This window comes from Longimicrobium terrae, from assembly GCF_014202995.1.
GTDB lineage: Bacteria > Gemmatimonadota > Gemmatimonadetes > Longimicrobiales > Longimicrobiaceae > Longimicrobium > Longimicrobium terrae.
In genome coordinates, this window is sequence record NZ_JACHIA010000004.1 from 85,212 (window position 1) to 107,425 (window position 22,214).

Annotated in this window: 18 protein-coding genes and 1 pseudogene; 3 read left to right on the forward strand and 16 right to left on the reverse strand. The window is 67.7% G+C overall.

The window, feature by feature from the left end:
- Positions 1-570: 570 nt before the first annotated feature.
- The 3 genes from HNQ61_RS09235 to HNQ61_RS09245 all read right to left on the reverse strand — a co-directional run bounded on the left by HNQ61_RS09235 (position 571) and on the right by HNQ61_RS09245 (position 6,604).
- A complete protein-coding gene (locus tag HNQ61_RS09235) occupies positions 571-5,220 on the reverse strand; it encodes a hypothetical protein (RefSeq protein WP_170035659.1) in 4,650 nt (1,549 codons plus the stop codon).
- Positions 5,221-5,828: 608 nt separating this feature from the next.
- Positions 5,829-6,437: a S26 family signal peptidase gene (locus HNQ61_RS29830; protein WP_170035660.1), complete on the reverse strand. Its 609-nt coding sequence runs from the start codon at positions 6,435-6,437 to the stop codon at positions 5,829-5,831.
- Positions 6,434-6,604, reverse strand: coding sequence for a hypothetical protein (locus tag HNQ61_RS09245; protein WP_170035661.1), 171 nt, complete (start codon positions 6,602-6,604; stop codon positions 6,434-6,436). Before HNQ61_RS09245 ends, HNQ61_RS29830 begins: the two co-directional genes overlap by 4 nt.
- An 845-nt stretch (positions 6,605-7,449) precedes the next feature.
- On the opposite strand from HNQ61_RS09245, the gene HNQ61_RS09250 reads away from it, so the two are divergent.
- From HNQ61_RS09250 to HNQ61_RS09260, 3 genes are all read left to right on the forward strand, one after another.
- Positions 7,450-8,649, forward strand: coding sequence for a toll/interleukin-1 receptor domain-containing protein (locus tag HNQ61_RS09250; protein WP_170035662.1), 1,200 nt, complete (start codon positions 7,450-7,452; stop codon positions 8,647-8,649).
- Entirely contained in the window at positions 8,646-9,533 is an 888-nt protein-coding gene (locus HNQ61_RS09255) for a hypothetical protein (protein ID WP_170035663.1), read from the forward strand. Before HNQ61_RS09250 ends, HNQ61_RS09255 begins: the two co-directional genes overlap by 4 nt.
- A gap of 201 nt (positions 9,534-9,734) precedes the next feature.
- The gene (locus HNQ61_RS09260; RefSeq protein WP_170035664.1) at positions 9,735-12,521 is read left to right on the forward strand and encodes a toll/interleukin-1 receptor domain-containing protein; all 2,787 of its coding nucleotides are present in this window, start codon (positions 9,735-9,737) and stop codon (positions 12,519-12,521) included.
- Between the two features lie 1,664 nt (positions 12,522-14,185).
- Here HNQ61_RS09260 and HNQ61_RS29835 read toward each other — a convergent pair.
- The 13 genes and pseudogenes from HNQ61_RS29835 to HNQ61_RS09315 form a co-directional block, all read right to left on the reverse strand.
- The gene (locus tag HNQ61_RS29835; RefSeq protein ID WP_170035665.1) at positions 14,186-14,806 is read right to left on the reverse strand and encodes a S26 family signal peptidase; all 621 of its coding nucleotides are present in this window, start codon (positions 14,804-14,806) and stop codon (positions 14,186-14,188) included.
- Positions 14,803-15,396 (reverse strand): hypothetical protein, encoded by a 594-nt coding sequence (locus tag HNQ61_RS09270; RefSeq protein ID WP_170035666.1) that lies wholly within the window; start codon positions 15,394-15,396, stop codon positions 14,803-14,805. The genes HNQ61_RS29835 and HNQ61_RS09270 overlap by 4 nt, the downstream gene beginning before the upstream one ends.
- 43 nt (positions 15,397-15,439) lie before the next feature.
- Positions 15,440-16,012, reverse strand: a complete 573-nt coding sequence (locus tag HNQ61_RS28625; RefSeq protein WP_240978489.1) for a hypothetical protein — start codon at positions 16,010-16,012, stop codon at positions 15,440-15,442.
- The gene (locus tag HNQ61_RS28630; RefSeq protein ID WP_240978490.1) at positions 16,012-16,629 is read right to left on the reverse strand and encodes an apolipoprotein A1/A4/E family protein; all 618 of its coding nucleotides are present in this window, start codon (positions 16,627-16,629) and stop codon (positions 16,012-16,014) included. Before HNQ61_RS28630 ends, HNQ61_RS28625 begins: the two co-directional genes overlap by 1 nt.
- A gap of 598 nt (positions 16,630-17,227) precedes the next feature.
- A pseudogene (locus HNQ61_RS29840) lies at positions 17,228-17,662 on the reverse strand (relaxase/mobilization nuclease domain-containing protein); the annotation flags it as partial.
- Positions 17,662-18,066, reverse strand: a complete 405-nt coding sequence (locus HNQ61_RS09280) for a plasmid mobilization protein (RefSeq protein WP_170035668.1) — start codon at positions 18,064-18,066, stop codon at positions 17,662-17,664. The gene HNQ61_RS09280 and the pseudogene HNQ61_RS29840, both read right to left, overlap by 1 nt.
- A 477-nt stretch (positions 18,067-18,543) precedes the next feature.
- A complete protein-coding gene (locus HNQ61_RS09285) occupies positions 18,544-19,068 on the reverse strand; it encodes a hypothetical protein (protein WP_170035669.1) in 525 nt (174 codons plus the stop codon).
- A 68-nt stretch (positions 19,069-19,136) separates the two neighbouring features.
- Positions 19,137-19,463 (reverse strand): hypothetical protein, encoded by a 327-nt coding sequence (locus tag HNQ61_RS09290; RefSeq protein ID WP_170035670.1) that lies wholly within the window; start codon positions 19,461-19,463, stop codon positions 19,137-19,139.
- A gap of 134 nt (positions 19,464-19,597) precedes the next feature.
- Positions 19,598-20,014, reverse strand: a complete 417-nt coding sequence (locus HNQ61_RS09295; RefSeq protein ID WP_170035671.1) for a DUF4326 domain-containing protein — start codon at positions 20,012-20,014, stop codon at positions 19,598-19,600.
- Positions 20,015-20,228: 214 nt separating this feature from the next.
- On the reverse strand, positions 20,229-20,555 hold the full coding sequence (locus HNQ61_RS09300) for a hypothetical protein (protein WP_170035672.1): 327 nt from the start codon (positions 20,553-20,555) through the stop codon (positions 20,229-20,231).
- 279 nt (positions 20,556-20,834) lie between these two features.
- A complete protein-coding gene (locus tag HNQ61_RS09305; RefSeq protein WP_170035673.1) occupies positions 20,835-21,047 on the reverse strand; it encodes a cold-shock protein in 213 nt (70 codons plus the stop codon).
- Positions 21,048-21,138: 91 nt separating this feature from the next.
- Positions 21,139-21,609, reverse strand: a complete 471-nt coding sequence (locus HNQ61_RS09310) for a hypothetical protein (RefSeq protein ID WP_170035674.1) — start codon at positions 21,607-21,609, stop codon at positions 21,139-21,141.
- Positions 21,610-21,695: 86 nt separating this feature from the next.
- Complete coding sequence (locus HNQ61_RS09315) at positions 21,696-22,157, reverse strand: hypothetical protein (RefSeq protein WP_170035675.1); 462 nt, start codon at positions 22,155-22,157, stop codon at positions 21,696-21,698.
- Positions 22,158-22,214: the final 57 nt, after the last annotated feature.

A 22,214-nucleotide genomic window follows, 5' to 3' on the forward strand; every position in this document is an offset into this window, starting at 1 on the left:
CATGCAGCCGCATCGACTCTCCGTTACGGATCCGCCTGATGGGGTACCGGGAAACGCCGGACAGCCGCTCCGCTTGGCTGTCGGATACGTTCGGGATGTAGTCGCGGCTCGGCTGAGGATTTCGGAGTCGTTCGTGGGCGGCCCCCAATTCGTGCGCTGCTCGTGAGTTTCCCCTCGCTGCGCGCTGCCGCAAGTGGGCTTCCAGCACAGCGTTGATCTTAACGCTGATACCCCATGGCGCCTTTCTGGGGGCGCTGCGGACTGGTGCCGAAAGGTGGCCTGTGGTCGTAGGCTGCCCAAGGTGCCATCCCGAGGTGGGATGGTCTGGTGACCCTGAACCGGCAGCCGCGCAGGCCTCTCTCGTCTTCTCTCCCCCTCGTCGAGGCGCGCCCGCCTCGGAGTAGCCGGCCCTCCGCCTGCGGCGTAGCGCCGGCTGGCAGGTTACGAGAGTGTCTGGGACTGAGGTACCTTCCTCGGGCAGAAACTACGGGCAGGGGACTTTGCAGGGCGTGGCCGATCGTCAGGAGTTTGCGCTCTTGCTTTGCACCGGTCATGGCCGACAGGAAGCCATCAGGCCAAGGGAGGACCAGCGCTGTCGCCAAACCGTAGAAGCCGGTCGATTACATCGGGAGGAAAAAGCCGCCTCATCGCCGGCTCGAAGGCGGACCGGCGGGTTCGGAGCTTCTCCGACATAGATTTGAACTCCTCCCGCGCGAGACGCGCGTTCCCCATCAACCCGGCGGCCACAGCGCGCTCGAGCCCCGCCGCCACGTACGCCCGGAGAACCGCTTCCATTTGGGCGTCGTCCAGTTCGGCCCCGCCACGATCCAAGAGTCGTCCGGCGAGATCGGCGCCGACGTTCCTGGGCGCGCCAATCAGGTCGAGTGCAGCGAGCAGGTTGGCGGCTGCGCCCCGGAACCCCGGGGCGGGCTCTCCGTCGCGGGAGAATAGTTCCGCCAAGGAATCGAATGGCGGGTCCGAGGAGTTGACCGTCACGGTCCAGAAGGACTGGAGCCTGTGTCCCAGCTCCCCACGATCCTTCTCCGCCATCTCGCCGGCGGCCGCAAGGAGTTCGGCGTATTCGGCCTGCAACTGGAGCGCCTCCAGCACGTCCAACGCATAGCCGGCGCCGTTGCCGAACGCACGCAGCTTCACCGCGTGGACACGCACCCGCTCCGCGATCCGGGTACCGTCCGCCGACTCCGACGCGGCGATGAGCGCGTGATCCGCCGACCGGCGATCGCCTGTCGCCAGCGCGATACGCGCACGCGCGATCTCGGCTTCGGCGGCCCACTCCTTCCGCGACTGGGGCGTGAGCGCGTTGAATCGGGTGACGAAGGCGTCCAGCAGCCGCTCGGCCTCCTCGCGCGCGCGGCCGGCCAAGCGGCTGAGCGGAGCGGGAGTCCAGTAATCCAGCACTACCTGCTCGGCGTAGCTCTGCTCCTTCCCCTCGTCTTCGGCCAGCGCCGTCGCGGGCGGAAGCACCTCCCAGACGCGCGCGAGGGCACCCTCCACGTCGCCGGCGAGGTCTTCCACGTGGCGCAGGTGGTCAAACGACATCATCGCACCGGCCCAGTCTCCGGAGCGCAGCCACTCGTCGACGGCCTTCTTTCCCGCCCGCACGGCCTGCCGGGTCAGTCCGACGGCGGCCAGCGTGTGGAAGACGAAATGGTGGGCGAGGTTCGACACGTCCTCGGGCTCGCCGAGCAGGCCGACGGCATCCAGCTCCTGCTCGAAGAAGTAGACCCCGAGTGCGGTTGCTGCGGGCGGAGGGGGAAGGTCGGCGTCCGGGGTGGGGAAGGCCTTGGGCGCGGCACCGAAGTGGGGCTCGGGCGCGCCGATCGACTCGGCGATCTGCCGCGCCAGCATCAAGACCAGCCGCTTCCGCTTCGCGTCTCCGGCGTCGGCCGCGTGCCTCAGGAGCCGCGGCAGGCACGCTGCCGCCAAGCGGTACCGGGCGGCCCGGTAGGACAGGACCGCGGCCCGCCCCAGCGCCTCGTACAGCCCGCGCGGGCTCGCGTCCTCCTCCGCCGCGAGGAGGCGGTATGCAGCGAAGGCGTGGCAGCCGGCGAGACGCTGGTCGCCTTGGTGGTGAAGGGCCAGCGCGGCGCCAGTATGGGCCGCGCGCAGCCACGGAGAGTCGGCCGCGCGCAGGAGCGGGATCGTACGCCCGTACGCCTCCACGGCCGCACCCCACTCCTCCTGAAGACGGTGGAAGTCGGCCAAGAGCAGGATGCCCTCGCCCTCTTTCGGCGTCCCCGCCAGTTCGCGCGTGACCTGGCCCGCCAGCGCGAGCGCGTCGTCCTTGCGGCCCGCGTCGTAGAGAAGGGCGCAGAGGCTGGGGGCGACCGCCGCGACGCCTTCTGGGATGCAGCGCGCGCGGAAGGCTGCCAAGTATCCCGTGTATGCCTCGATGAGTTCCGGGCGCGTCCCGTCGTGTACCGCGCGGCTCACCCGCGAGTAGAGGACCGGGATGAGTCCCGGGGTGGACTCGTTGAGGGCCAAGTCCGCGAGAGAGGTGACGGCCTCGCCCGCGCGCTCGATGGCCTCGATCTGCTCGAGGACGGCGCCCGCTCCCGCGGCCCCGAAGAATGCGGCGGAAATGCGGATGTCCCCCAAAAGCCGGAGCTGCAGGGCGTCGCCCTGCTCCGCCGCCTCCCGCCAGGCGGGGTCGACTGCGGCGAAGGCGGCGGCGTGGTCCCCGGCGAGGAAGGCGTGGACGCCCGTGAACAGCGCGGCCGCGGCGCGCGCGCGGTAGCCGGCGTCGCCGGACGCCCCCTCAGCCACCCGGCGCATGGCCGCGAGCGCGTCGCGCACGCCGTCCAGGTCGCCCATCGCGCGCTCGGCCATGACCGACGCGCCCAGCACGGCCACGTGGAGGTCGGGCTCCAGACCGCAGGTAGTCGCCGCCGGCCCGCGGAAGACAAGGAGCGCGAGCTGGAGACGCTCCTGCGCGGCGGGGATCGGCGGCGCCGAGCTCGCCAGCCAGAGCGCGTTGAGGGCGGCCTGCTTCCAGTCCAGCGCGAAGACGTAGTCGAGTGTGGCCTCATAGAGATCCGGCCACTCGATGGTGCGCTCGCGGGAGAAGCGCTCGAGCACCGTGTCGGCGCAGGCCCGGTGCACCGCACGGGTGAGCGCGTCGTCGCCCGCCACCTCCAGCCGGGCCACCGCCTGGTAGATCGACGGCAGACGGTAGCGGCCACGTCGGACCTCTTCCAGCAGCGTGGTGCTCAGGTCGAGCCAGCCGAACGCCGACCAACGCAGCGGTGGGTGCAGGGCTGCGATGGCTTTCGCCTGCGCTTCGGTGACCTCGTGGGTGACGACCGCCACCCGGGGGATCAGCCCACGCTGGAAATCGTCGCCGGGGTTCGCGCGGAAGAGCTTCCGGGCGAGCTCGCGCAGCAGGCTGGCCCCTTCCCCTGCGGGGAGCGCGTCGCGCACCGCGTCCAGCTCGGCCGCGCTCGGGCTCTTGGGGAGCTCTCTGGCGATCATGCGGAGGATCTCGGGGTGCCCCGCCGTCCGATGGACGATCTGCATCGCTGCGAGCGTCGCGGCATCGTCCGCCGGGAACGTCCCGAGGGCTCGCCAGAACTCCAGCGCTTCGGCCAGGGTGAATCCCTCGATCGCGACCGGCTCCGCCGACGCGGTAAACCCGGTGCCCGTCCCAGCGGGCCGGTCCTCCGCCACCGCCACGACCCGGACGCCGCCGAGCCGAGCCTGTTCCAACGTGGCCAGCAGGGCGCCGTGCCCGGTCTCCAGGACGACGTTCAGACCGTCCGCCACCAGTATGGCCTGCTGCTCGCCGCCTGCCCGGGCGATCTGCCCGCGAACCTCGATCGCCTGCACGCCGCCTTTGCGGAGCGCGCGGTACAGCTCCCGGTTTCCGGTCCGCTCTCCGATCCAGAACGCAAGGTGGAGCCAGATGCGATCGAGGTCCGAGCCGTCGCCGGAAAGGCGCAGCCAAACCGTTCGCTCCCTCAACTGGCCCAGCTCCAGCGCCGCGCGCACGGCTTCCGTCTTCCCAACCCGCGGCGCACCATAGATCCACGCGCCGCGGCCCGTGTGAAGGGCGTGCAGGATGGCGAGCCCGGACTCCACTCGCGGGACGGGCGCCACGACCGGAGTCGGGAACGGATCGAGCTGGAGGGGAGGCGGGAGGTCCACGATCCGCCGCAGCGCGCCCTCGTCCAGCGTGGCGCCCAAAAGGGAGCGGTCCGCGACGGCCGTCCGTAGCTTCCGGACGGTTTCCCGGGCGGAGGCAGCGTCGAGGCGACCAACCTCAATCAGGAGCAGCACCACCTCGGCCTGCTCCGGCGGCACCTCCTCGTCCCCGGGTGCGCCCGCGCCGGAGCGTCCGACTCGCGACTCGAAGCGGAGGCTTTCCAGCAGGAAGTCCAAGTGTCGAGCCGCCTTTTCCAGCGCGCCGGAGAGCAGCGCCCCACCCTCACCATCCAGTTGCGGCGCAAGGCGCGAGAAAGTGTCCACCGCCTCCGCGGGCCAATCGGCAGTTAAACGTCGCGTAGGTTCCTGCCGAGGCCACGCGCGATCAAGGACCCGAGCGGTCTCCTCGCAAACCCGCCGGATTCCGTCCCGCCCGCCGGAGGAGAGGATGCGGGCACCTTCCGTGGGGGAGAGCAGGCCCAAGGCGCAGTGCATGAGCAGCCCGCCCCGGATCACCTCGCGGCGGGGGGGCGAGTCGGCGGAACCGCTCCGGAACACGGCCGGCGCGTCGCGGAGCGCCTGGAGGTCCCGGTCCAGCTCTCCATCGGTGACGAAGACGAGCAGCAGGGAGCGGTCTGCCTCGGCATGTTCCGCGAATCCCACGGCCGTCCGGATGAACTCGGACCAGACGCGCTCCGTTCCCAGTTCCGCGAGCGTCCATCTGGCCAACCCTTCCCTGCGACCCTTCACCTGCCGGTACTCCTCGACCAGGCCGCCGCTCCCGCGCGGCGCCAGCACGTCCGTGTCGCCTGCGCCCTCTAGCCGGACGCTGAGCGCCCGCCGCCCGTCTTGGCGAAGCAACCGCCCTACCTGCCCGAGCGCGTCCTGGTCTTGGAAGTCCAGACCGGATCTGGCCTCAATCCCGCCGCGGTGCCGGGGGGGCACGGAGAAGCCGAGGCCCGGTTCCGGCAGCCCCAGAAGTCGGGCGACCGCGCCTACGGGCGAGGTGGCCCTCGCGGCGGTGAGGGGCGAAGCGGGCGCGGTAAGGTCGTCGTGCATGGATCGAGGTGAACCGGGCCGATCTCGGGCATGCCTCCTAGTGCACCCCCATGCATACAAACGGCTTCGCGGTTTGTTCACCCTTTCTCCCGGCGTAGCCGGGGAGTGCCAGGCCGGCGCCGAAGTCGGCGGGGCGCGGACGCGTCGTATGTCCCCGTCACTCTCTACGCCGCTCTTCCTGCTCACCGCTTCGGATCCGGCGCCCTACTCAGGGTCACGTCACCGCCGCCTTTGAATACGCTCCGTAGGGTCTCCTCCTTACGTGACAGCCCGGCCGACGAGTGCGAGACAGGACCTCAAGCCCGCTGAGGTTCAGCCGTGCTTTGGCGCTGTCGTCGGCTGTAGGCTGTACCGCGAGAACTGCTCTGCAACTCGGTGGTGCCTGACCCGGCTCACGTGCGCGAGATCTTCCGTAGCGCCTTCGCCTTGGTCGACCAGGCACGTCTGACAGGTGCCGAGCATCGAACAGATTTCGGCGCGGGGCCGATCGAGCGTTGTCCGTTCAGAGATCGGAGTGCAGGCGGACGAATCGTCGTTGGAAGTTTCCAGATCGTGTGGTACTACGGTCGAGCAGGGCCGATCTGGACCAAGCAAAGATGTTGTAGTCGTTACCGTCGCACGCACGCAACCAGGCTACATCGGCTTGGACTAACACCGCGCGCGCGGAGCGCCGTTCGTTGCGCCGGCATGAGCCAAGTGAATAGCGGCTGCATCGTCCCGGAGACATGGTGCGTTTGTACCACTCCTACGTAGCGGCTGTCGAACGATCCGTCTGCATACGGTGAGTGAACCCAGAGTTCGCCAGGACCGAGTATGATCAGCCCGTACTTGCTTGCTGGCACGGGAAGACCGGCCGAGTCTCGCGGCCTCGTCGCGCTTTTCGGGAGCGTACGACCGTTTATCCAGACGCCCTCCGGTGTGTGGATCACGGTATCTCCGGGACCTGCCACAACGGGCTTGGCGAGCATCCACGTACCATAAGGACAGGGGCCGCGGCGCCGGCCGCCCGCGTACGGCCGCCCCGCTGTCATCCTTGCTTCCGCTTCCCGCATGCAGAACCGGACCACGTCGCCGATAACGGGGGCGCCCGGGTGTGCGCGCCACAGCCCGATCGGCGCGCTCTCCGTGTGGATGAAGTGGAGGTCGAGCAGCGGCACCGGAAGGGCGAGCGCAATGGCGGCCCCTAAAGGCCAGAGCGCCCCCAGCCGCGTCCTCACGGTGCCTGCCGCGGCAGCGCGGCGCGAAGGGGCAGCCGATTCGGCGGCGCCGCGAACCTGCCCCCGAGCACCAGCCGTTCAGGTCCGCGTGCCGGCTCCTCCGGCGCGCGCTCCAAGGCGACCAGGTAGCTGTCCACCAGCCCGCCCGCCGGACTCCGCTCGGTCACGAGCTCGCCCGCCATGCAGCGAGAAGTGACGCCGTCGGCCGCCGGGACTTGGGCCTCCGCCCGCGCGAGCCGCGCCGGCTGGTCGGCCCCGGGGACCACGCCGGGACCGTGGATGCGGAGCGACCCGGTTGTACGAGCGAGTCGGTCAGGTTCGAGATCATCAGCGTGATCGCCGTTCCCCCCGGCGTCATGCACGTAAGCATCACCGCGTAGCGCCCCACTCGCCCGTCGCTCGCCGTCGGCGTACGGTCGACGTCGAAGACGGCGTGGCCCTCGTCGGGCGATGCGCCGGGCCCTTATTGGGTGCAGCGGCCGAGTCCCGCCCGGGCTTCGGCGCGGCGGTCGGTGAAGTCGGAGTCGCCGGCCTGCATGCGGCGGCGCAGGCAATCGGGGCGGCGGCGAACGAGATTGTTCTCATGAGGGTGTGGCTGCGAGAAGGTGAGCGGGAGGAGGAGGGTAGTGTTCAAAGCTCTCGTCCGCGGGTGGGCGGGTCGCGGTCGCGGGCGGGTGTGTCCCGCAGCCATACCTCACCGGTGTCGACGCGGGGCACCGGCCGCCAAAGGCCGATCCGGGAAGCGCGTGGGTGGCGTCTAGGGCCTGCCCTCGCGAGCGATGGCCCGTTGGTAACACAGAGAGGCTTCGAGCTTGCTCAACTTCTGGATAGACCGCAGGAGGATCTCGCCAAAAACACTGGCGGATTTTGGTGCCCAGCGCCATTTTGTGCCACATCGAACAGCATCTGGCCTTGTGTCTGGTGGCTGGGCATCAGGAGCAGCATCTCACACCATCTCTCCCCTCTTCATCCAGAGATGGTTTACTGCCGCACTCACACCTGCGTACTTCCGATGTCTCCCTCCGCGCCACTGCAGATCTTGCTCTTCCGCCATCCGGACGATACCGATGTCGCGCCGTATGAGGAGGCGATTGTCGGTGCACTTCAGGGTGGTAAGGCGGCGGGAGGGTACTTTACCAGTGGCGAGGATCTCGGTATCCAACTTGAGGTGTTCTCTGCAGCCCCGCCAGATTCCCCCGCGGGCACGCTGGACCGCGTTTGTCACACGCTTATTGTGGTTCTCGTAGATGACAGCTTCGTTGATACAGGAGACAGTGCACTCTGGATGTGGCTTGGTGCATGCTGGGACCACGTAGCCGCTTCTGATGGGCGCCATGGTATGCAAGCCCTACCCATGGAGGAACGCATAGGCAACCGGTTTGTAGCCCGACATTCCGCGTTGTCCAAACTGCAGGTACGGCCAGTCCAGGAGCTAGGAGAGCGCGCCCTTCGCCCTACCATGCTGGCCTTGAGAACTCTGCACGACTGTCGTGTCCTGCTGGCCGGCGGGCTTCCTACTGTGCCCGGGCACCCGACCGGTTTCCTGCGGCTGTTTATCAGCCATGCCAAGGTGGATGGGTTGCCCTTGGCGCACGCGCTCATGCACCAGATCGCAAGCATGCCCTGGCTTAGCAGCTTCTACGACGCGCGGGATATCCGTGAGGGAGCCAACTGGCAGCGCGAGTTGGAAGAGGGTGTTGGCTCGTCGTTGATCGTGATGCTCCGCACTGACATCTACGACAGCCGTCACTGGTGTCAGCAAGAGGTGCTGTGGTCGGATGAGTACGCCACACCAGCGGTGCTGGTTGATGCGCGAACATCGCTTCACCTGCCAGCGAACTCGCTGCCTTTCGATCGCGTGCCAACTGTGCGTATCCCCGACGGGAACCTGATGCGGGTAATCTTTGTCGCGCTTCGCGAAGGATTGCGGTTTCTGTACTTCGTTCGGATGGTGGAGGAGATGAGGACAGACGCCCGCCTACCTGCACCTGTCGAGTTGCGGGTGTTCTCGTATCCCCCGGGCATGTCCGCCCTGCTGCGTGCTTGCCGTACTCTGGCCGCAGTCGATCCAGCAACGCCGCGCTACATACTTTATCCTGATCCCCCGTTGCGGGCCGGCATGTACGAGGCGGCCCAAGCGCTGGTGACCGTGCATGGAGATGGTGTGTACTTGGTAACCCCGGACACACTGGTCACGATGAGTCGCCCATGAGCGAATTCAAGCGCCCTTTGGCCGGGATTCGCGTAGGGCTGTCAATCTCCGGAAGCGAAGAGTCCGAGCATCTCGGTTTTCCTAGTTGGCAGGTGAACCGCACCACGCTGTACCTGGTAAACTCGCTGATTGGAATGGGGGCTGGCGTGGTGTTTGGCCACGATTGGCGGTCGGACGGTGTGATGGCGGCGATCACTGGGTTCGCCAGCCGGGTGCAACTCCAAGGGGATGGCGAGCCTCTGTTGATCAATATGGTGGCGTGGCCGGACCGGCCTTTCTTAACAGTGGAAGAGCGGGCTCGGCTCGCTCCCAGTTTATGTGTGGAAGAGGCTGGTCTGCCAGAGGAACTAAGGATGTTCGAGCAGATGCGCAACGCAGAGGGGAATCTATTTGCCTATCTACGTGCACGCGGCCTAACGCACATGCGCCTCCAATTAGCGGAGCGATCCGCTGCCCGGTTGTGCATCGGAGGGCGGGTCCACGGCTCAAGTGGCCGGTACCCGGGGATTGTAGAAGAAGCGTTGATTGCATTAAATCAGAATATGCCCTTGTACTTAGCTGGCATTTGGGGCGGTGCAACGCAGCAAATCATTGATGCTGTGCAGGGGAGAGAGATGCCGAGTACGTTCGGTGGCGACTCGGGAGTTGGAGCGCTGTACATACGGCCGCCGAACGGGATCGAGGAACGTGCTGAGCTGACGCAGGGGGACCGGGTCTTGGACCCCATCGCCGCGTGGTCGGCGTTTCGCCACGCGGGTGTGGCCGGACTCATCGGAAATGGACTGACTGAGAGCGAGAATGAGGAACTTTTCAACACACGCGTGCTCAAACGCGTGTCCGATTTGGTGCTTGCCGGCCTTTCTCGCCTCCACAAACCAAGCTAAAACGATGCGCCGCAACTAGGAAAGCTGCGATGACCGATACCTCGTCTCCGTCACCCCCCAGCGCCGGCCTTTACCGAACTATTTGTATCTTCTCATCATGTGACACGATCCTCTGGCCAGTGCAGCGCTTAGCCGCACGAGGGAACTCCGCCCGCATGGATCGCTCACCGCTCCCCCCAATCCGCTACCATCCGGGAAGACATGAGCACCGAACTACCCTGTTGGGACGTATTCATTATTCATGCAAGTCCTGATAAACAGGAAGCTGTGAAGCTCTACGATCTGCTCACCCCTGAGCTCCACGTCTTCCTCGACAAACACTCTATCAATCCGGGTGAGGCGTGGCGCGAGGTCCTCGATACGGCGTTGCGCGGCGCGTACATCACGGTTGTGCTTGTGTCGCCGCGGATCAGCAACGCCCATTATGCCCAGGAGGAGATCACCATCATTATCGATTTGATGCGGAGGTTTCCTGAGCGACATCTGGTTGTTCCGGTGTTTATCGAGGACTTGGAGGAGAAGTCTGCGTCCGCACTGTATGGCCTGCGATCCCGGCAAGGACTATTTGCTCGGACGGATGAGGAACGGGAGCAGACTGCCGCCCGTCTGGTTACGCTGGTCAGATCCAGGGGGAAGACTGCCCGGATTAGTTGGGATGACGTTTGGAGTTCACGCACTGAGCCGTCGAATGGGCGGGAAGGGGGAACAGAAGCGCGCATCCTGTATCCGACGCTCCGCTTCGTCGCCGACTTCGGCGAAGAAGTACAGGTGCGCTCGCCCACTGAACTAGCAGAGCAACTGGACAGGAATCCGGTCAACGGCCGTGTCTTTCTCTATGGCCGCTACTATGAGTCGAGTGGGTGGGACAGTGCGAATCCGGGGCTGTGCGCTGCACTTAGAGCGCTCACCGAACAACGCTACCCAAACGACAAGACGGCAGGATTGACGGCGGCACTTTACCTGCTGGATCCGCAACGTCCTTATCGGAGTGGCACGGAAGTGATGGACAATCTCGTGTCTCTCGCCACGCACTTGAGTTTGCACTCCGACCTGTACCAAGTCGCCTTACGCGAACCCCGACACCCACTATGGCTATATCTTGCCGCGCGTACCGAGTCAGCCGTGCGGGAGGGCATGCATGCCTTCTCTGCAGCATTCACGTCGCCGCATGATGAAAGTGTTACCGACGACGCGGTCACCACGGCGCTAAGTCGGCTTATTTTGTGGTTGCGCCAGATGGGGGGTGATGTTGGGCTCACTTTCGAGGGGACGTATCTTTCCGCTCCGGCGGAGATTGCCGGGCTTCCTTACGTGAAGTCTGTAGCGATCGCAGCAGCCCTCACCAACCCCGCCTCCATTCTTTCTGTATGGGTACAGGAGCGGGCACCAGAACTTAGCGGACTGGTGGGCGCTTGGCGCCGCGTCCACCCCCGCGATCCTCTGACGCTGGCGTATGCGGTAGGTCTGGGGGTGAGGGTGGGCCGATTCCAAATTCGTACCCCGGCGGATGTGGTGAATCCTCCGGCTGGATTAGCGTCGGCGCTCTGGGGCGATGATGAGGGGGTTCGCGAGTGCGTCGACAGCTATTTGACAACGTTTCATTCTGTGCCACTCGTAATCCCCACGCTGGATCGGCTACGCGCTGTACCGGACGATCCTTACGCATTGAGAATGGCGACTTACGTTGCCGGTCACGCTGCCAGTTTCCCGGATCCAGCTGACATTGTGTTGTACAGTCTGCCGGGCATGTTGTTCGACGCGTTGCACGCTGCGCACCCCACGGATTCGATAGTCCTGTCCGCGGCAGAGGAGAGAGTCGTCGACCTACTAGTAGTCGAATCGATGCGGGCCCTCGCCGCGCCAAAACAGCGATTGGAGCGGTTGTCCTCGTTCCTGCGCACCGTCATCCCCCCCGGCGCAAGCCAAGGCGTGGAAGCCCAGCTCTGGTCACGGTTCCTGCTGTCCTTAGATGACGCACTGGTGCGTGCCTACTGTGAGGGAATCGCCGATCCCCGTATGGCTCTTGAAGTACTTCGCACCGCGGACGCACATATCAGCGCGGCGCTCGCCAAAACATCTTTCATGAACATCCCTCTCCGCTTCGCGCAACGTTACAGCCGAGAGGAGGCGCGGGCAAGACAACTTGCCGCTACCATAGATACGCGAATGGCAGAAGAACTGAGCCACGTTAACCGCACTCTCGCCGCCAGCGAAGCACGAGCTCGAGTTTACTTGAAGGCACGGGCACGCAAAGTAGGTTATCTCTCTCCCGTATTCCGCTTTGTGGATCGTGCTCGGCTGTCTACGCTCGTCCTCCTCTTTGGGCTGATTGTCTTCGCAGTAACGGCAATCATACTCGTCGCGCACTTTCGACGGTTCGCTTACGAATATGGTGTCATTTACCCAGATGAGCCGCGCGGAGCGGTTGATTTGTATTCCGCCATGCTCCTCGGAGTGAACTCCGTCGGTTTATCGGATAGCCCATTCATGGCGGTGGGACTTGCCATGGTCTCCTGCTTCGTCGTGGGAGTCTGTCTAGTCTCGATCCCCAACCGTCCGCTCGCGGCAGCTGGAGCAATGGGCGGCGGACTGATCGCAACCATACTAATCGCGTTCCTACGCGACTCTGACGACGCAATTGCCATTTCGACTACGATCATAGCTCTGGTCCTGGCGGTATTCGCAATGGTTGTGTATTCAACTCGGCTGTGGTGCACGTACCAAGCGGAGACAAGACGCGAAATTGAGCGTCTGGGCTGGCCTCGCCATCTTGCTGACGCATTCCAGCAATTGCAGAGCACGGAACACGTTGCTCTGGATCGAATGGAGAAGACTTGGAGAGTGTCGATGCGACGTGCGATCGCGCTCGCCGACACTCCGGAATTGGCGGTCCTTCCTGACGCACCTGAGATAAAGGACCGCTCTGCGGCTAATTGGACGGTGATCGAAAATGCGGTGGACGCTACCCTGAAAGTTGGAAGGGTTTGAAGCACTGAGACTTCGCGAACCGGCAACCTGTGGTGGCCCGCGATTCATCGAGGAGAAACTTGTGCGATTGGAGAAGCAGCATGCTGGCTGTGTCGAGACTATCAGGTACGGGGGCAGAGCGGGCGCGGGCAGAAATCTTCGGGACCGGAACCCGACCACTGATGGGCTGCGCATACAACGCCTTGAGTCACTCCCGCCCCCGCGCCTGCGATGCTCCTCAAGGGCACGAAGTGGGAAGTCGCGTCTTGTGGCACATCTTAGTCGCACTACTCTGCGTCAGTTGCGCGCCGAAGCCTGCCCCGCCCTCAACTGACCTCGGAGCAGTTGGTCCTGTCTACGTGGGGATGTCTGCCGATGCCCTGCGGAGAGCGATCAACGCATCTGATCTAGAGGTGAAATGCAAGGACGAAGAGGCCTTCACGGTTTGTCAAACGGTCCACCGGGGCGGGATGGGTCTTCGCTACGAACTCATGTCCGACCGGGTTATCTCCGCTAGCCGGTTCATCGCTACCACCAGTAATGCTGCGGCAACGAAGAGCTTTCATGCGTTATGGACGGCGCGTTACGGGCCACCGCTCTCTGACACAGTTCTCGGAGTATCGAGCTCCGACCTGATTCAGCACTGGTACCGTGAAGCCGAACACGTTTACCGCGTTCATCACTGCGGAAGTGATCTACAGGCGTGCTCCGAGACCTCGTTTGAGGTGACGCCTGCGGCAGTCGGCGCCCGACTGATGAGCGAGGTGTGGGATCAACGTGACGCCAGGCGAGTTATTTGCCGCAGTTGGGACGCGGTGATCGGATACGGGTGCGAGGAATCAAGTGAGCAATACTACGTCGGGGAACTGAGAAGCGGTGAGGTCCTGCGAATAGCGCTATTGCCAGACGGTGTGCAAGCTTCGCCTCCGGGGATGCTCCTTTTTGAAACTCGGACGTTCGTGAATTGTCCCTACTGCGGACCGAAGTTCCTTCACTACCGCATGTGGCGGCGCCCTGATGGGCAACTGTACGGTATCGGTTGCCAAAACATCAGTGGGAGTCAGGCTTGCTGGGAGTTGGTCACGAGGTATGAGCCATTTGCAATCCTAAGAGGGTGACTTAGATCGAGTAAGATGGGCCTGTGAACTTCCTCCGCAGAATGGCCAGGAGTTTCAACCGCGGCCCGGAGCTGGGGGGCGAGCGGTGTGTCGCGCTTAGCCGGGGTGAGATAGCTGCGGCTGACCTTCAAACGAGTCCTGTCCCAACCAGCCTATGAACAGAATGTGTAGCACTGAACCGGCTTTGGACACACTGTGATGATCTTAGGTGCGCGTGGAGCCTGTGATGCTCAACAATCTATCCGGTCAGTCGTGGATTCAGATGAAGGCCGCCGCGTTGCAATTCCCTCCTCAATCGACCCAACGAACTCGACAGCGTGACGGAAGAGGAGAAAGCGCGCTGCGGCGCGGTATGAGCGGGGCGCCCGCAGCCTCTGGATCACACGCTCGCGCGGCTCGTCGACGAATTCACGGGGACTGCTGCAGGAGCCAGGGTATCAGCGGGTGCCCCCCTCTGCGGGCAAGTTTGCCGGAATCTGGATCTCGCGGTGCACCCACCGCACGGAAAGGGCACAGCCGAAAGTCGGCTGCGCCGTTTCTGCCCGAAGGCAGGTAATTCGGCGCATGTCACTCCAACCTGCTCCGTTGCACGCATGCAACCGGACCGCAACGGGTGGGGCGGAGCCCCCGCGCACGGAGCGATGATCGCTGCCGGTCCGTCAGCCAAGTGAGCAGTGGCTGCATTGTTCCGGAAATCTGATCCCGCCGGACCACTCCCAGGTACCGGCTGTCGAAGGAGCCCTCCGCGTACGGTGAATGAAGCCAGACCTCGCCGGGGCCGAGTACGATCAGCCCGAACGTGCTCGCTGGCACGGGCCAGCCCGCCGAGTCACGCGGGCGGGTGCCGCTCCTCGGGAGCATCCAGCCGTTGATCCAGACGCCCGTCTGGGTGTGGATGACCGTGTCACCGGCACCCGCCACGACCGGCTTGGCGAGCATCCACGTACCATGCGGGCATGGGCCGCGTCGCCGGCCGCCCGCATACGGCCGTCCGGCCGTCGTCCTCGCTTCCGCTTCCCGCATGCAGAATCGGACTACGTCGCCGACAACGGGGGCGCCCGAATGTGCGCGCCACAGCCCGATCGGCGCGCTCTCCGTACGGATGAAATGGAGGTTGAGGAGCGGCACCGGGAGCGCGAGCGCGATTGCTGCGCCGAGAGGCCAGAGCGCCTTCAGCTGTGCCCTCACGGGGCCTGCCGCGGCAGCGCGGTGCGAAGGGGCAGCCGATTCCGCGGCGCCGCGAACCCGCCCCCGACGACCAGTCGTTCAGGTCCGCGTGCCGGCCCTTCCGGGGCGCGCTCCAGAGCGACCAGGTAGCTGCCCACCAGCCCGCCCGCAGGATCCCGCTCGATCACGAGCTCGCCCGCCATGCCGCGATAGGTCACGCCGTCGTCCGCCGGAACCTGTGCCTCCGCCCACGCGAGCCGCGCCAGCTGGTCGGCCCCGGGGACCACGCCGGGCCCGTGGATGCGGAAGCGGCCCGGCTGAATGACGGAATCGGCCAGGTTAGGGACTATCAGCGTGATCGCCGTTCCCCCCGGCCCGGGCGTCATGCAGGTCAGCATCACCGCGTAGCGACCTACCTGCGCATCGGGCGCCGTGGGCGTGCGGTCGATGTAGAAGACTGCGTGGCCCTCGTCGGGCGATGCGCCGGGCTCCTCCTGGGTGCAGCGGCCGAGTCCCGCCCGGGCGTCGGCGCGGCGGTCAGCGAGGTCGCCGTCGGCCGGCCTGCATGCGGCGGCGCAGGCGACCAGGGCGGCGAACGAGATGGTTCTCATGCTGATCCAGATGCGAGAGGTGAGCGGGGGAGGAGGGCAGCAGTCACAGGTCACGTCCGCGACTGCGCGGGCCGAGGTCGCGGGTGGGGGCGTCGCGCAGCCATGCCTCACCGGCGTCGACGCGGGGCACGGCTCCCACAGGCCGGTCCGGGAAGCGCGCGGGCGGCGTCCAGCGCCTGCCCTCGCGAACGTCCAGCCAGGACTCGGCCGCGGCCCCGAATGCCCGCCATGCCTGGCGCCGCGCATCCGGGAGACGCTCCGGGTGCCGGGGGCCGTCGGACGGCGCGGAATCGACGAGCAGCGCGCCGAAGTCCTGCGGAGCGCCACGGAGGTGAAGCCGGAGCCCCGCCGCGCCGAAATGCTCGTAGTGGCGCGCGACCGCGTCCGCCGCGCGGGCGGGGTCGGCGAACACGGCCCCGCCTGCGTGCTCGAGCAGCTCCCGTGCGGCCCGCCGTGCGACGCGTTCCCGGTGAGATCGCCGGGCGGTCTCCCGCTCGAGCGTCCGGCGCACGCGGGCGAGGGCGGCGCCGGTGGTCGCCGCGTTCGCGGCGGAGCCGAGGTGCGTGGCCGCCGTCTCGTGGAGCAGCGTCCACCGGCGGCCGCTCGCGGCTTCCACTACCGCCCAGCCGCCGGGTGCGCGTTCGACGTGGAACGCGGGGCCGGGGCCGCCCCCGGCATGCTTTCCCACCCGAGCGCCCGCAGGAGGGCCTGCCGCTCGGCCGGGGGTTTCCGCTCCCACGTGTCGATCAGACGCGCGCCCCGGCTCAGGTCCTCCACGTCGCCCCGCGTCATTCCCCAGAACGGAAAGAACAGGCGGGCGGAGAGCAGGATCACGATCGCCGTCGAGGCGCCGAGCAGGACCGCGTGCCGGAAGGCGCGCCGCTTGAGCTCGGCGACGGAGAGCGCCAGCTCGTGGCGCGCGACCCCGATGCTGCTCGCCGCCTCCCGGGTGCTCCCCGCCAGCAGTTTGCCCTGCTCCGCGACCGCCTCCCGAAGCGCCGTCGTGTGGTCGTCCACCGCCTTCTGCATCTCGCCCGTGTGCGTCCGCAGCTCCGTGGTGATCCCGGCGGCCCCCTGGCCCGCCGCCTCCATGCTCTCCCGGATCTGCTCCGCGGCTTCTGCTCCGCTTCGGCGGAGGCGCTCCACCTCCGCTTCCACCTTCTCCCGCAGCCGCTCCACGGTCTTCTCCCACGTCTCCGCCACCGCCTGCTGACGAGACTGGATCTGCCTCACGAGCTCCTCCGCCCATGTCTCCGGATCCGGCGCGGTCGCGGGCGTCGCGGGCGGCGCCCCCGGCCTGCCGGGGGATCTCGGTCCGCGAACGGTCGGCTGCTGTGGCGGGGACGGCGGAGGAGAGGGCGTCTGCGGGTGCGGTGGTGACTCCGCCGGGTCCAGCGGCAAGAGGATTTCTTCCAGGCTCGCGCGTCCGCGCGGTGAATGCGGCATAGTCTTCTCCGAAATCGCGGGTGAGGTCGCCCAGCGAGCAGCCCCGCGCAATCCGGCTGGCGCCCGCGAAGTGATCGCCATCGGTGACCAGAAGGCCGCGGCCGGTCTGGACGAGCGTCAGCCCCTGGGCGGCGGCGGCCTCGTCCAGTTCGGCCCAGCTGCCCGCGCCGATGAGCACCGGCCCGAACCGCTCCCGCACGGAGCGCAGGAACGAGGGCCGCGGCGGGGCGGGGGAGAGCCCGGCGGCAACGGCGCGCACCGCCTTGTCGCGCTCCCGCTGCTCGAAGCGCCACGCCCCGACGGGCATGGCGCGGGCGTTGTCCGCCCACTGGCCATCGGGAGTGGGCGCGAGCCGTCCGGGCGTCGCCCGGAAGCCCATTTCCTGCTCGATCCGCCGAAGCGCCCGCTCGATGCGCGGCCAGTCACGCGTTGCGTTCCACGCCCGGTGCGTGACCGGGTGCACGCGGTTGATGGCGAGGTGCACGTGCGGGTGCCCGCGGTCCTCGTGGCCAACCGCCACCGCCTGGTGCTCCCCGAGACCGAGCGCCTGCAGCAGGCGGCCCGCGGCCAGGCGCATCCGCGCGTGGCTGGCGTCGTCCGCGGGCGAGACCGACACGAACAGGTGGTAAGCCGGCTGCTGCACCATCCGGTTCCGCTCCGCCGTCCGCTCCATCGCCCGCGCGGCCGCGCGCAGGTCGCCAGCGGACAGGTTGAAGGGCGCCCACCAGGCGGCCCGGCTCCGGTCCGGCTGGATCTTGTCGCGGCCCAAGTACGCCGTGAGGTCCGCGAACCCGCGCGCGTGCGCCGTCCTCGCGATCATCAGCCCACCGCCTCCTCGATCAGCGTACGCAGAGACGCCAGCGTGCCGACGGGATCGGGGAAGCGACGGCGCGCACGGTGGATGACCCGCCCCATCTCGCTCGCCGGGTCGAACTCCGGCTCCAGGTGGGGCAGCAGCTGGTCGGCGAAGCGGATGAACTGGGCGAGCTCCTCCAGCGGCTCGTGGCACCCCGCCGAAAGCCGGCGAACCGCGCGGGACGGGCGCACCCGTCCGAGTGCCCGGTCGCGCGCGTAGTCGTTGGGGGTAAGTCCGGCGCTCTCCGCCCGGGCCGAAAGGCGGGCGTACTGCGCAGGGAGCAGACGGAAGACGATGCGTGACGTGAAGCGGCGTTCCGGGGCGACCTTCTGGCGTCCGGCCAGCTTCGGGGGGGCGGATTGTACCATCGGCAGACGCGGATTGCGGGTGGGATCGTTCCGGGTGTTCTACCCCGTCCATCCCCCCCGGGACCGGCGCGCGGGGTCGTTTCGGAGGTGGCACAGCAAGGGACGAGGGGTCGCCTCGGTTGTTTTGGCGGGGAGCTGTGGGGAGGGGGGCGGGGGCGGACGGCAGGGAGGCAGCGGAGGCGAATGTGGCAGGCACTCGGAAAAGGATTCGCGTGCCGCGTTTCCTTACCCTAGCCGGGGGGCTGCTGCACCTGCGTGCAAGACGGCCACGCGTGCGATTCCGCGTGCCGAGAAGCACCGACTGCGTGCGCGGATCCTTTCACGGCACGCGTTTCCTTACCTTAGCGGGGTTCTTCCCGGCGCCACTTCGCGGCGTTCTGCACGTTCAGCCGCGTACGAAGCGCCGTGTGCTCTGACCGGCACGCGCCCGGAGCCGGGCCGCGTGCCGAAGCAGGCGGCCGTGCGCGTGCCGCGAAATCAGCTTCTGGTGCTCGGCAGCTTGGCCACGCGCCGCATGAGTTCGGGGATCAGGGTATGGTAGATGGCGCCGTCGTACACGAGGTCGCGGGGTGCCCAGCGGCAGTCGACGGCGGCTCGGGCGGCCTCGGCCGCGGCAGCGAGTTCGGCACCGGTGAGCGAGGCGAGGCGGCGCTGCTCCTGGATGCCAGCGAGGATGCGATCCCGCAGGCCGTTCCAGTCGCGGCAGAGGCGGCGGAACGGGCTATCCGGATCGGGCTGGCTCAGTTCGGGCGCGCTGGATCCCCGGAGGCGCGCCACCAGCGCGGGCAGGATGAAGTGGTGAAGCCACGCCTCGGGGAGCCCCTGGTCCGCGGGAAGCGAGGCGGCCATGCAGTGCCCGGCGTAGACCTCCGCATGGTCGCAGAGCGCGGCGTCGGGGAAGGTGGGCAGGAGCCTGTGGTACTCCCCGTTCGTGACCCCGCCGGCTTCCAGGCGCGCCCGCAGGTCGGGGGAAAGGAGGGTGCGGTCGGTCGTGCGCTGCATGCTGATCTCCGGGATGGGCCGCCGGCGGGCGGCTGGAAGGTGAACTCGGATGACCAATCCTGATCCGGCTACTCGACGAGCGGGAACCGCCGTGCATCGGCGGGAGGAATGCCCTTCCACCCCACCGAGTCGCACAGCCATGCGCCGAATCCGGCGACGTGAACGACGTCACCCACCGACATCGATCGCCCCTCGATCGTGAAGCCGGGTCCGCTCCCTTCTCCGTTGCCCTCCGCGAAGATCACGGACAGGATCTCCTCGACTTGAGCGCCCGGCCGGGGGAGCTGCACCGTCCCGGAGTGGCCGACGATGTAGGCGAGGGTCTTGAAATCGTGGAGAAACGAAAGAAAGAACCCCTGCTCGGGTCCGTACACGGTGAAGCGGAACGACGGCATGACGCCTCCTGGGCCGGGGTGGGGATGGGGGGCGGACGCGTGTCCGTGATCCCCCATCCCGTGGACGTGCTGAACATCCCACCGGTTCTTCCCGTGACCCGTTCGGCTGCGCAGGGCCGGCGGGCGCGGCGGATTCAGGCCCGCGGCGGCCCCGCGGCCATCTCCTCCAGCACACGGCGAATCACGTCGCCGTGGCAGGGGAGCGGGCTGCAGAAGCAGTCCAGCTCGAGCGGTCCCCGCAGCGCGATCCCGAGCAGCCGCTGCAGTTCGTTCTGCATGCCCGATCTCTCGGCGGCGCTCAGCCGCCGGTAGCCTCCCCTCCCGCCGTCCCACCACTCCGCGACCGCCACCGTGCGGTCGAGCACGCGCCGCAGATCCAGCTCGAACAGGGTGATGGTCTCGCCCCGCGCCCACACGCCGCCGCCTGGCTTCCGGTCGCCCAGCCTGCGGGGGTTCGCGAGCGGACTCCCGGCCGAGCCCCGGCCGCCCCGGCCGATGTAGACGGCGCCGTTGCGCCCTTTGTGCGGCCTGTTCACCACCTTGATCTGCATTCTCGATTCTCCTGGGGAGTGGTTTCGGGTCAGTTCAATGCACTCGCCCCGGTTCTTCCCTCGCTCCGATAACGCGGCGGCTGGATGGAGGACCTGGCTGCTCCGCCCCGGACTGCACCGGCCGGGGACCGCTCGCACGCGCGCCCCCCCATCCCGGGGCATCCGCGCCGGGCAGGGTCAGGCGGGTCTCGCGGCTGCCGACCGGTGCAGTCCTTCAGCGCAGGGTGGCCGCGAGTCCCCGCGGCGGATGCGCGAGCCGGATGTACCGCGCCACCTCCCGGCCTCCGAACATGGGGACATGGGACGTGCGAATCGTGGAGCAGCGCAGCCACGCGGTGGCCTTGTCGCCGGCCGCAAGCAGCGCGTCGTCTCCCCCGACGGCGATGGCGTCCCGCAACCGGGAGATCAGTCCCGGGCCCTCGGCGCGCCCTCCGTCTGAGAGGCTGTCCGGCGCGGCGAGCGCCTGCTCCGCGGCCGCGAGCAGCGCCCGGCAGGCGTCGGCGAGAGCTTCGGGGCGTTCGCCCCGGTCCGTCGGCATCATGGCAATGGCTGGGATTCGAGTTGGACGCGGACGCCCCCGCCCGGCGATGCCGGACGGGGGCAGATGGTGGATCTCGCGAACGAGGTCACAGGCGTGTGCGGCTCATTCCGCCCGCGGGGACGGCACTGGACGGGCGTTGTGGACGGTAGAGGCCCCATTCGGTGAGGTTTTCCGATCTGATGGAAACCCCGGCCTGGCGGGCGCGACGATGGAAGCCGCGGCTTATCCATCAATCGCCCGGTTCTTCCGTGCTTCCCACCGCCAGCGCGCGCGCAGCGCTCACCGGGTGCGGAATACGCCCTCGGCGGCGGGCCCGTACGCGGTTTCGATCACCTCGTACTCCACGCGGTCCCGGGGCTCGAGCGCCCGGAGACCACTGCCGTGGAGGGCTGAGTGGTGCACGAAAACGTCGGGGCCGCCCTCCTCCGGGATCAGGAAGCCGTGGCCCAGCTGGGAGTCGTACCACCTCACGAAGGCGGTTCTGCGGTTCATCGGTCGGATCGGTGTCGGGTTGAAATGGGAGCGCCCCGCCGCGCGGGTTATCGCGTGGCGGGGCGCCGGGAGGTGTGTGGCACATGCTCGGCTACCGGGCCGGAGTGACGATCCAGGCCGCGGGGATCGCGAGGCGGGACCGCCGCTGCACGAAGAAGTAGTCGTCCGTCTGCGCGGCTCCCGCGAAGCGCCCCCCGTTCCACCAGCCCGCCCAGACGATCAGGGGCTCGGAGACCGTCGTGGGCTGGAAGCAGTACCGCTTCCCACCCAGGATTGGGGTGCCCGCTTCCACGCGCCGCACGCGGCCGAGGGGTGCCCAGAGGAACCCCGCCAGCGAACGGACTGGCGGCGGGCGCCGCCGACAGCGCGCGTGGTGCCGGCACCACGCGAGGCCGGCCGTGCCGAGCCCCGCGATGTTCAGCACCGGATCCGGGAGCCCGAATCCCGCGGCCATGACCCCGGCCAGGGTCCACATGCCCGCGATGCCCAGCAGGGACAGCGGGACGTCGAGCGCGCCGAGCGCGCCGAGCGAGGCGGAAGGTCGCGGCGGAGTCGGTTTCATGGAGTGCTCCAGGTGAGCGGCGGAGAGCGGAGGGTGGTACCCCGCCCAGGGCGGGCCGGGCGCGTGCGCGGTGTCGGCCGGCTGCATCACTCCTCGCCGGAGAGGCTCCAGGGCGGCTGCTGCATGCCCGCCGCGCGATACTGCTCCGCCAGGGTGGCGAGCAGCTCCGCGCGCGCCTCCGGCTGGGCGTGGGCCGGGAGCCCGGAGGTCAGGTCGTCGAGGGCTCGGGCCGCGAGCGACGCCGCGGACGCCAGGTACTGGAGCGCGATCCTGCGCTGGACCGCCACGCTTGGATTCGTTCTTCCAAAGATGAAGTTCCGGAGTGTCGCCCGTCCGCATCCGAACTTCTTCGCCGTGGCCTTGATCGACGTCCGCGCCGCCTCCTCGCCGGCGAACGCGCGGGCCGTCGCCAGCGGAACGCTGCGCCAGTCCTGCGGGTGCAGCGCGCTCGCGCAGGCGTCGCCTGCGGGCCCCGACTCGTCCTTGAGTCTGTGAAGATCCGGGGGCGGAAGGGCCGTTTCAGGCTGTCGCCCAGAATGGGTGATCATGGGAAACCCTGAGGTGGACCGCCCAAGCGGTGTGCCGCCGGCCGGCCTGGGAGAACA

Bases quoted from the DNA above. Each gene is read 5' to 3' on its own strand.
- HNQ61_RS09290 (WP_170035670.1), bottom strand. From the start codon at position 19,463: ATGCCGTCGTTCCGCTTCACCGTGTACGGACCCGAGCAGGGGTTCTTT.
- HNQ61_RS09270 (WP_170035666.1), bottom strand. From the start codon at position 15,396: ATGAGAACCATCTCGTTCGCCGCCCTGGTCGCCTGCGCCGCCGCATGC.
- HNQ61_RS09280 (WP_170035668.1), bottom strand. From the start codon at position 18,066: ATGGTACAATCCGCCCCCCCGAAGCTGGCCGGACGCCAGAAGGTCGCC.
- HNQ61_RS09310 (WP_170035674.1), bottom strand. From the start codon at position 21,609: ATGAAACCGACTCCGCCGCGACCTTCCGCCTCGCTCGGCGCGCTCGGC.
- HNQ61_RS09285 (WP_170035669.1), bottom strand. From the start codon at position 19,068: ATGCAGCGCACGACCGACCGCACCCTCCTTTCCCCCGACCTGCGGGCG.
- HNQ61_RS09305 (WP_170035673.1), bottom strand. From the start codon at position 21,047: ATGAACCGCAGAACCGCCTTCGTGAGGTGGTACGACTCCCAGCTGGGC.
- HNQ61_RS09260 (WP_170035664.1), top strand. From the start codon at position 9,735: ATGAGCACCGAACTACCCTGTTGGGACGTATTCATTATTCATGCAAGT.
- HNQ61_RS09300 (WP_170035672.1), bottom strand. From the start codon at position 20,555: ATGATGCCGACGGACCGGGGCGAACGCCCCGAAGCTCTCGCCGACGCC.
- HNQ61_RS09315 (WP_170035675.1), bottom strand. From the start codon at position 22,157: ATGATCACCCATTCTGGGCGACAGCCTGAAACGGCCCTTCCGCCCCCG.
- HNQ61_RS09295 (WP_170035671.1), bottom strand. From the start codon at position 20,014: ATGCAGATCAAGGTGGTGAACAGGCCGCACAAAGGGCGCAACGGCGCC.
- HNQ61_RS09235 (WP_170035659.1), bottom strand. From the start codon at position 5,220: ATGCACGACGACCTTACCGCGCCCGCTTCGCCCCTCACCGCCGCGAGG.
- HNQ61_RS09250 (WP_170035662.1), top strand. From the start codon at position 7,450: ATGTCTCCCTCCGCGCCACTGCAGATCTTGCTCTTCCGCCATCCGGAC.
- HNQ61_RS09255 (WP_170035663.1), top strand. From the start codon at position 8,646: ATGAGCGAATTCAAGCGCCCTTTGGCCGGGATTCGCGTAGGGCTGTCA.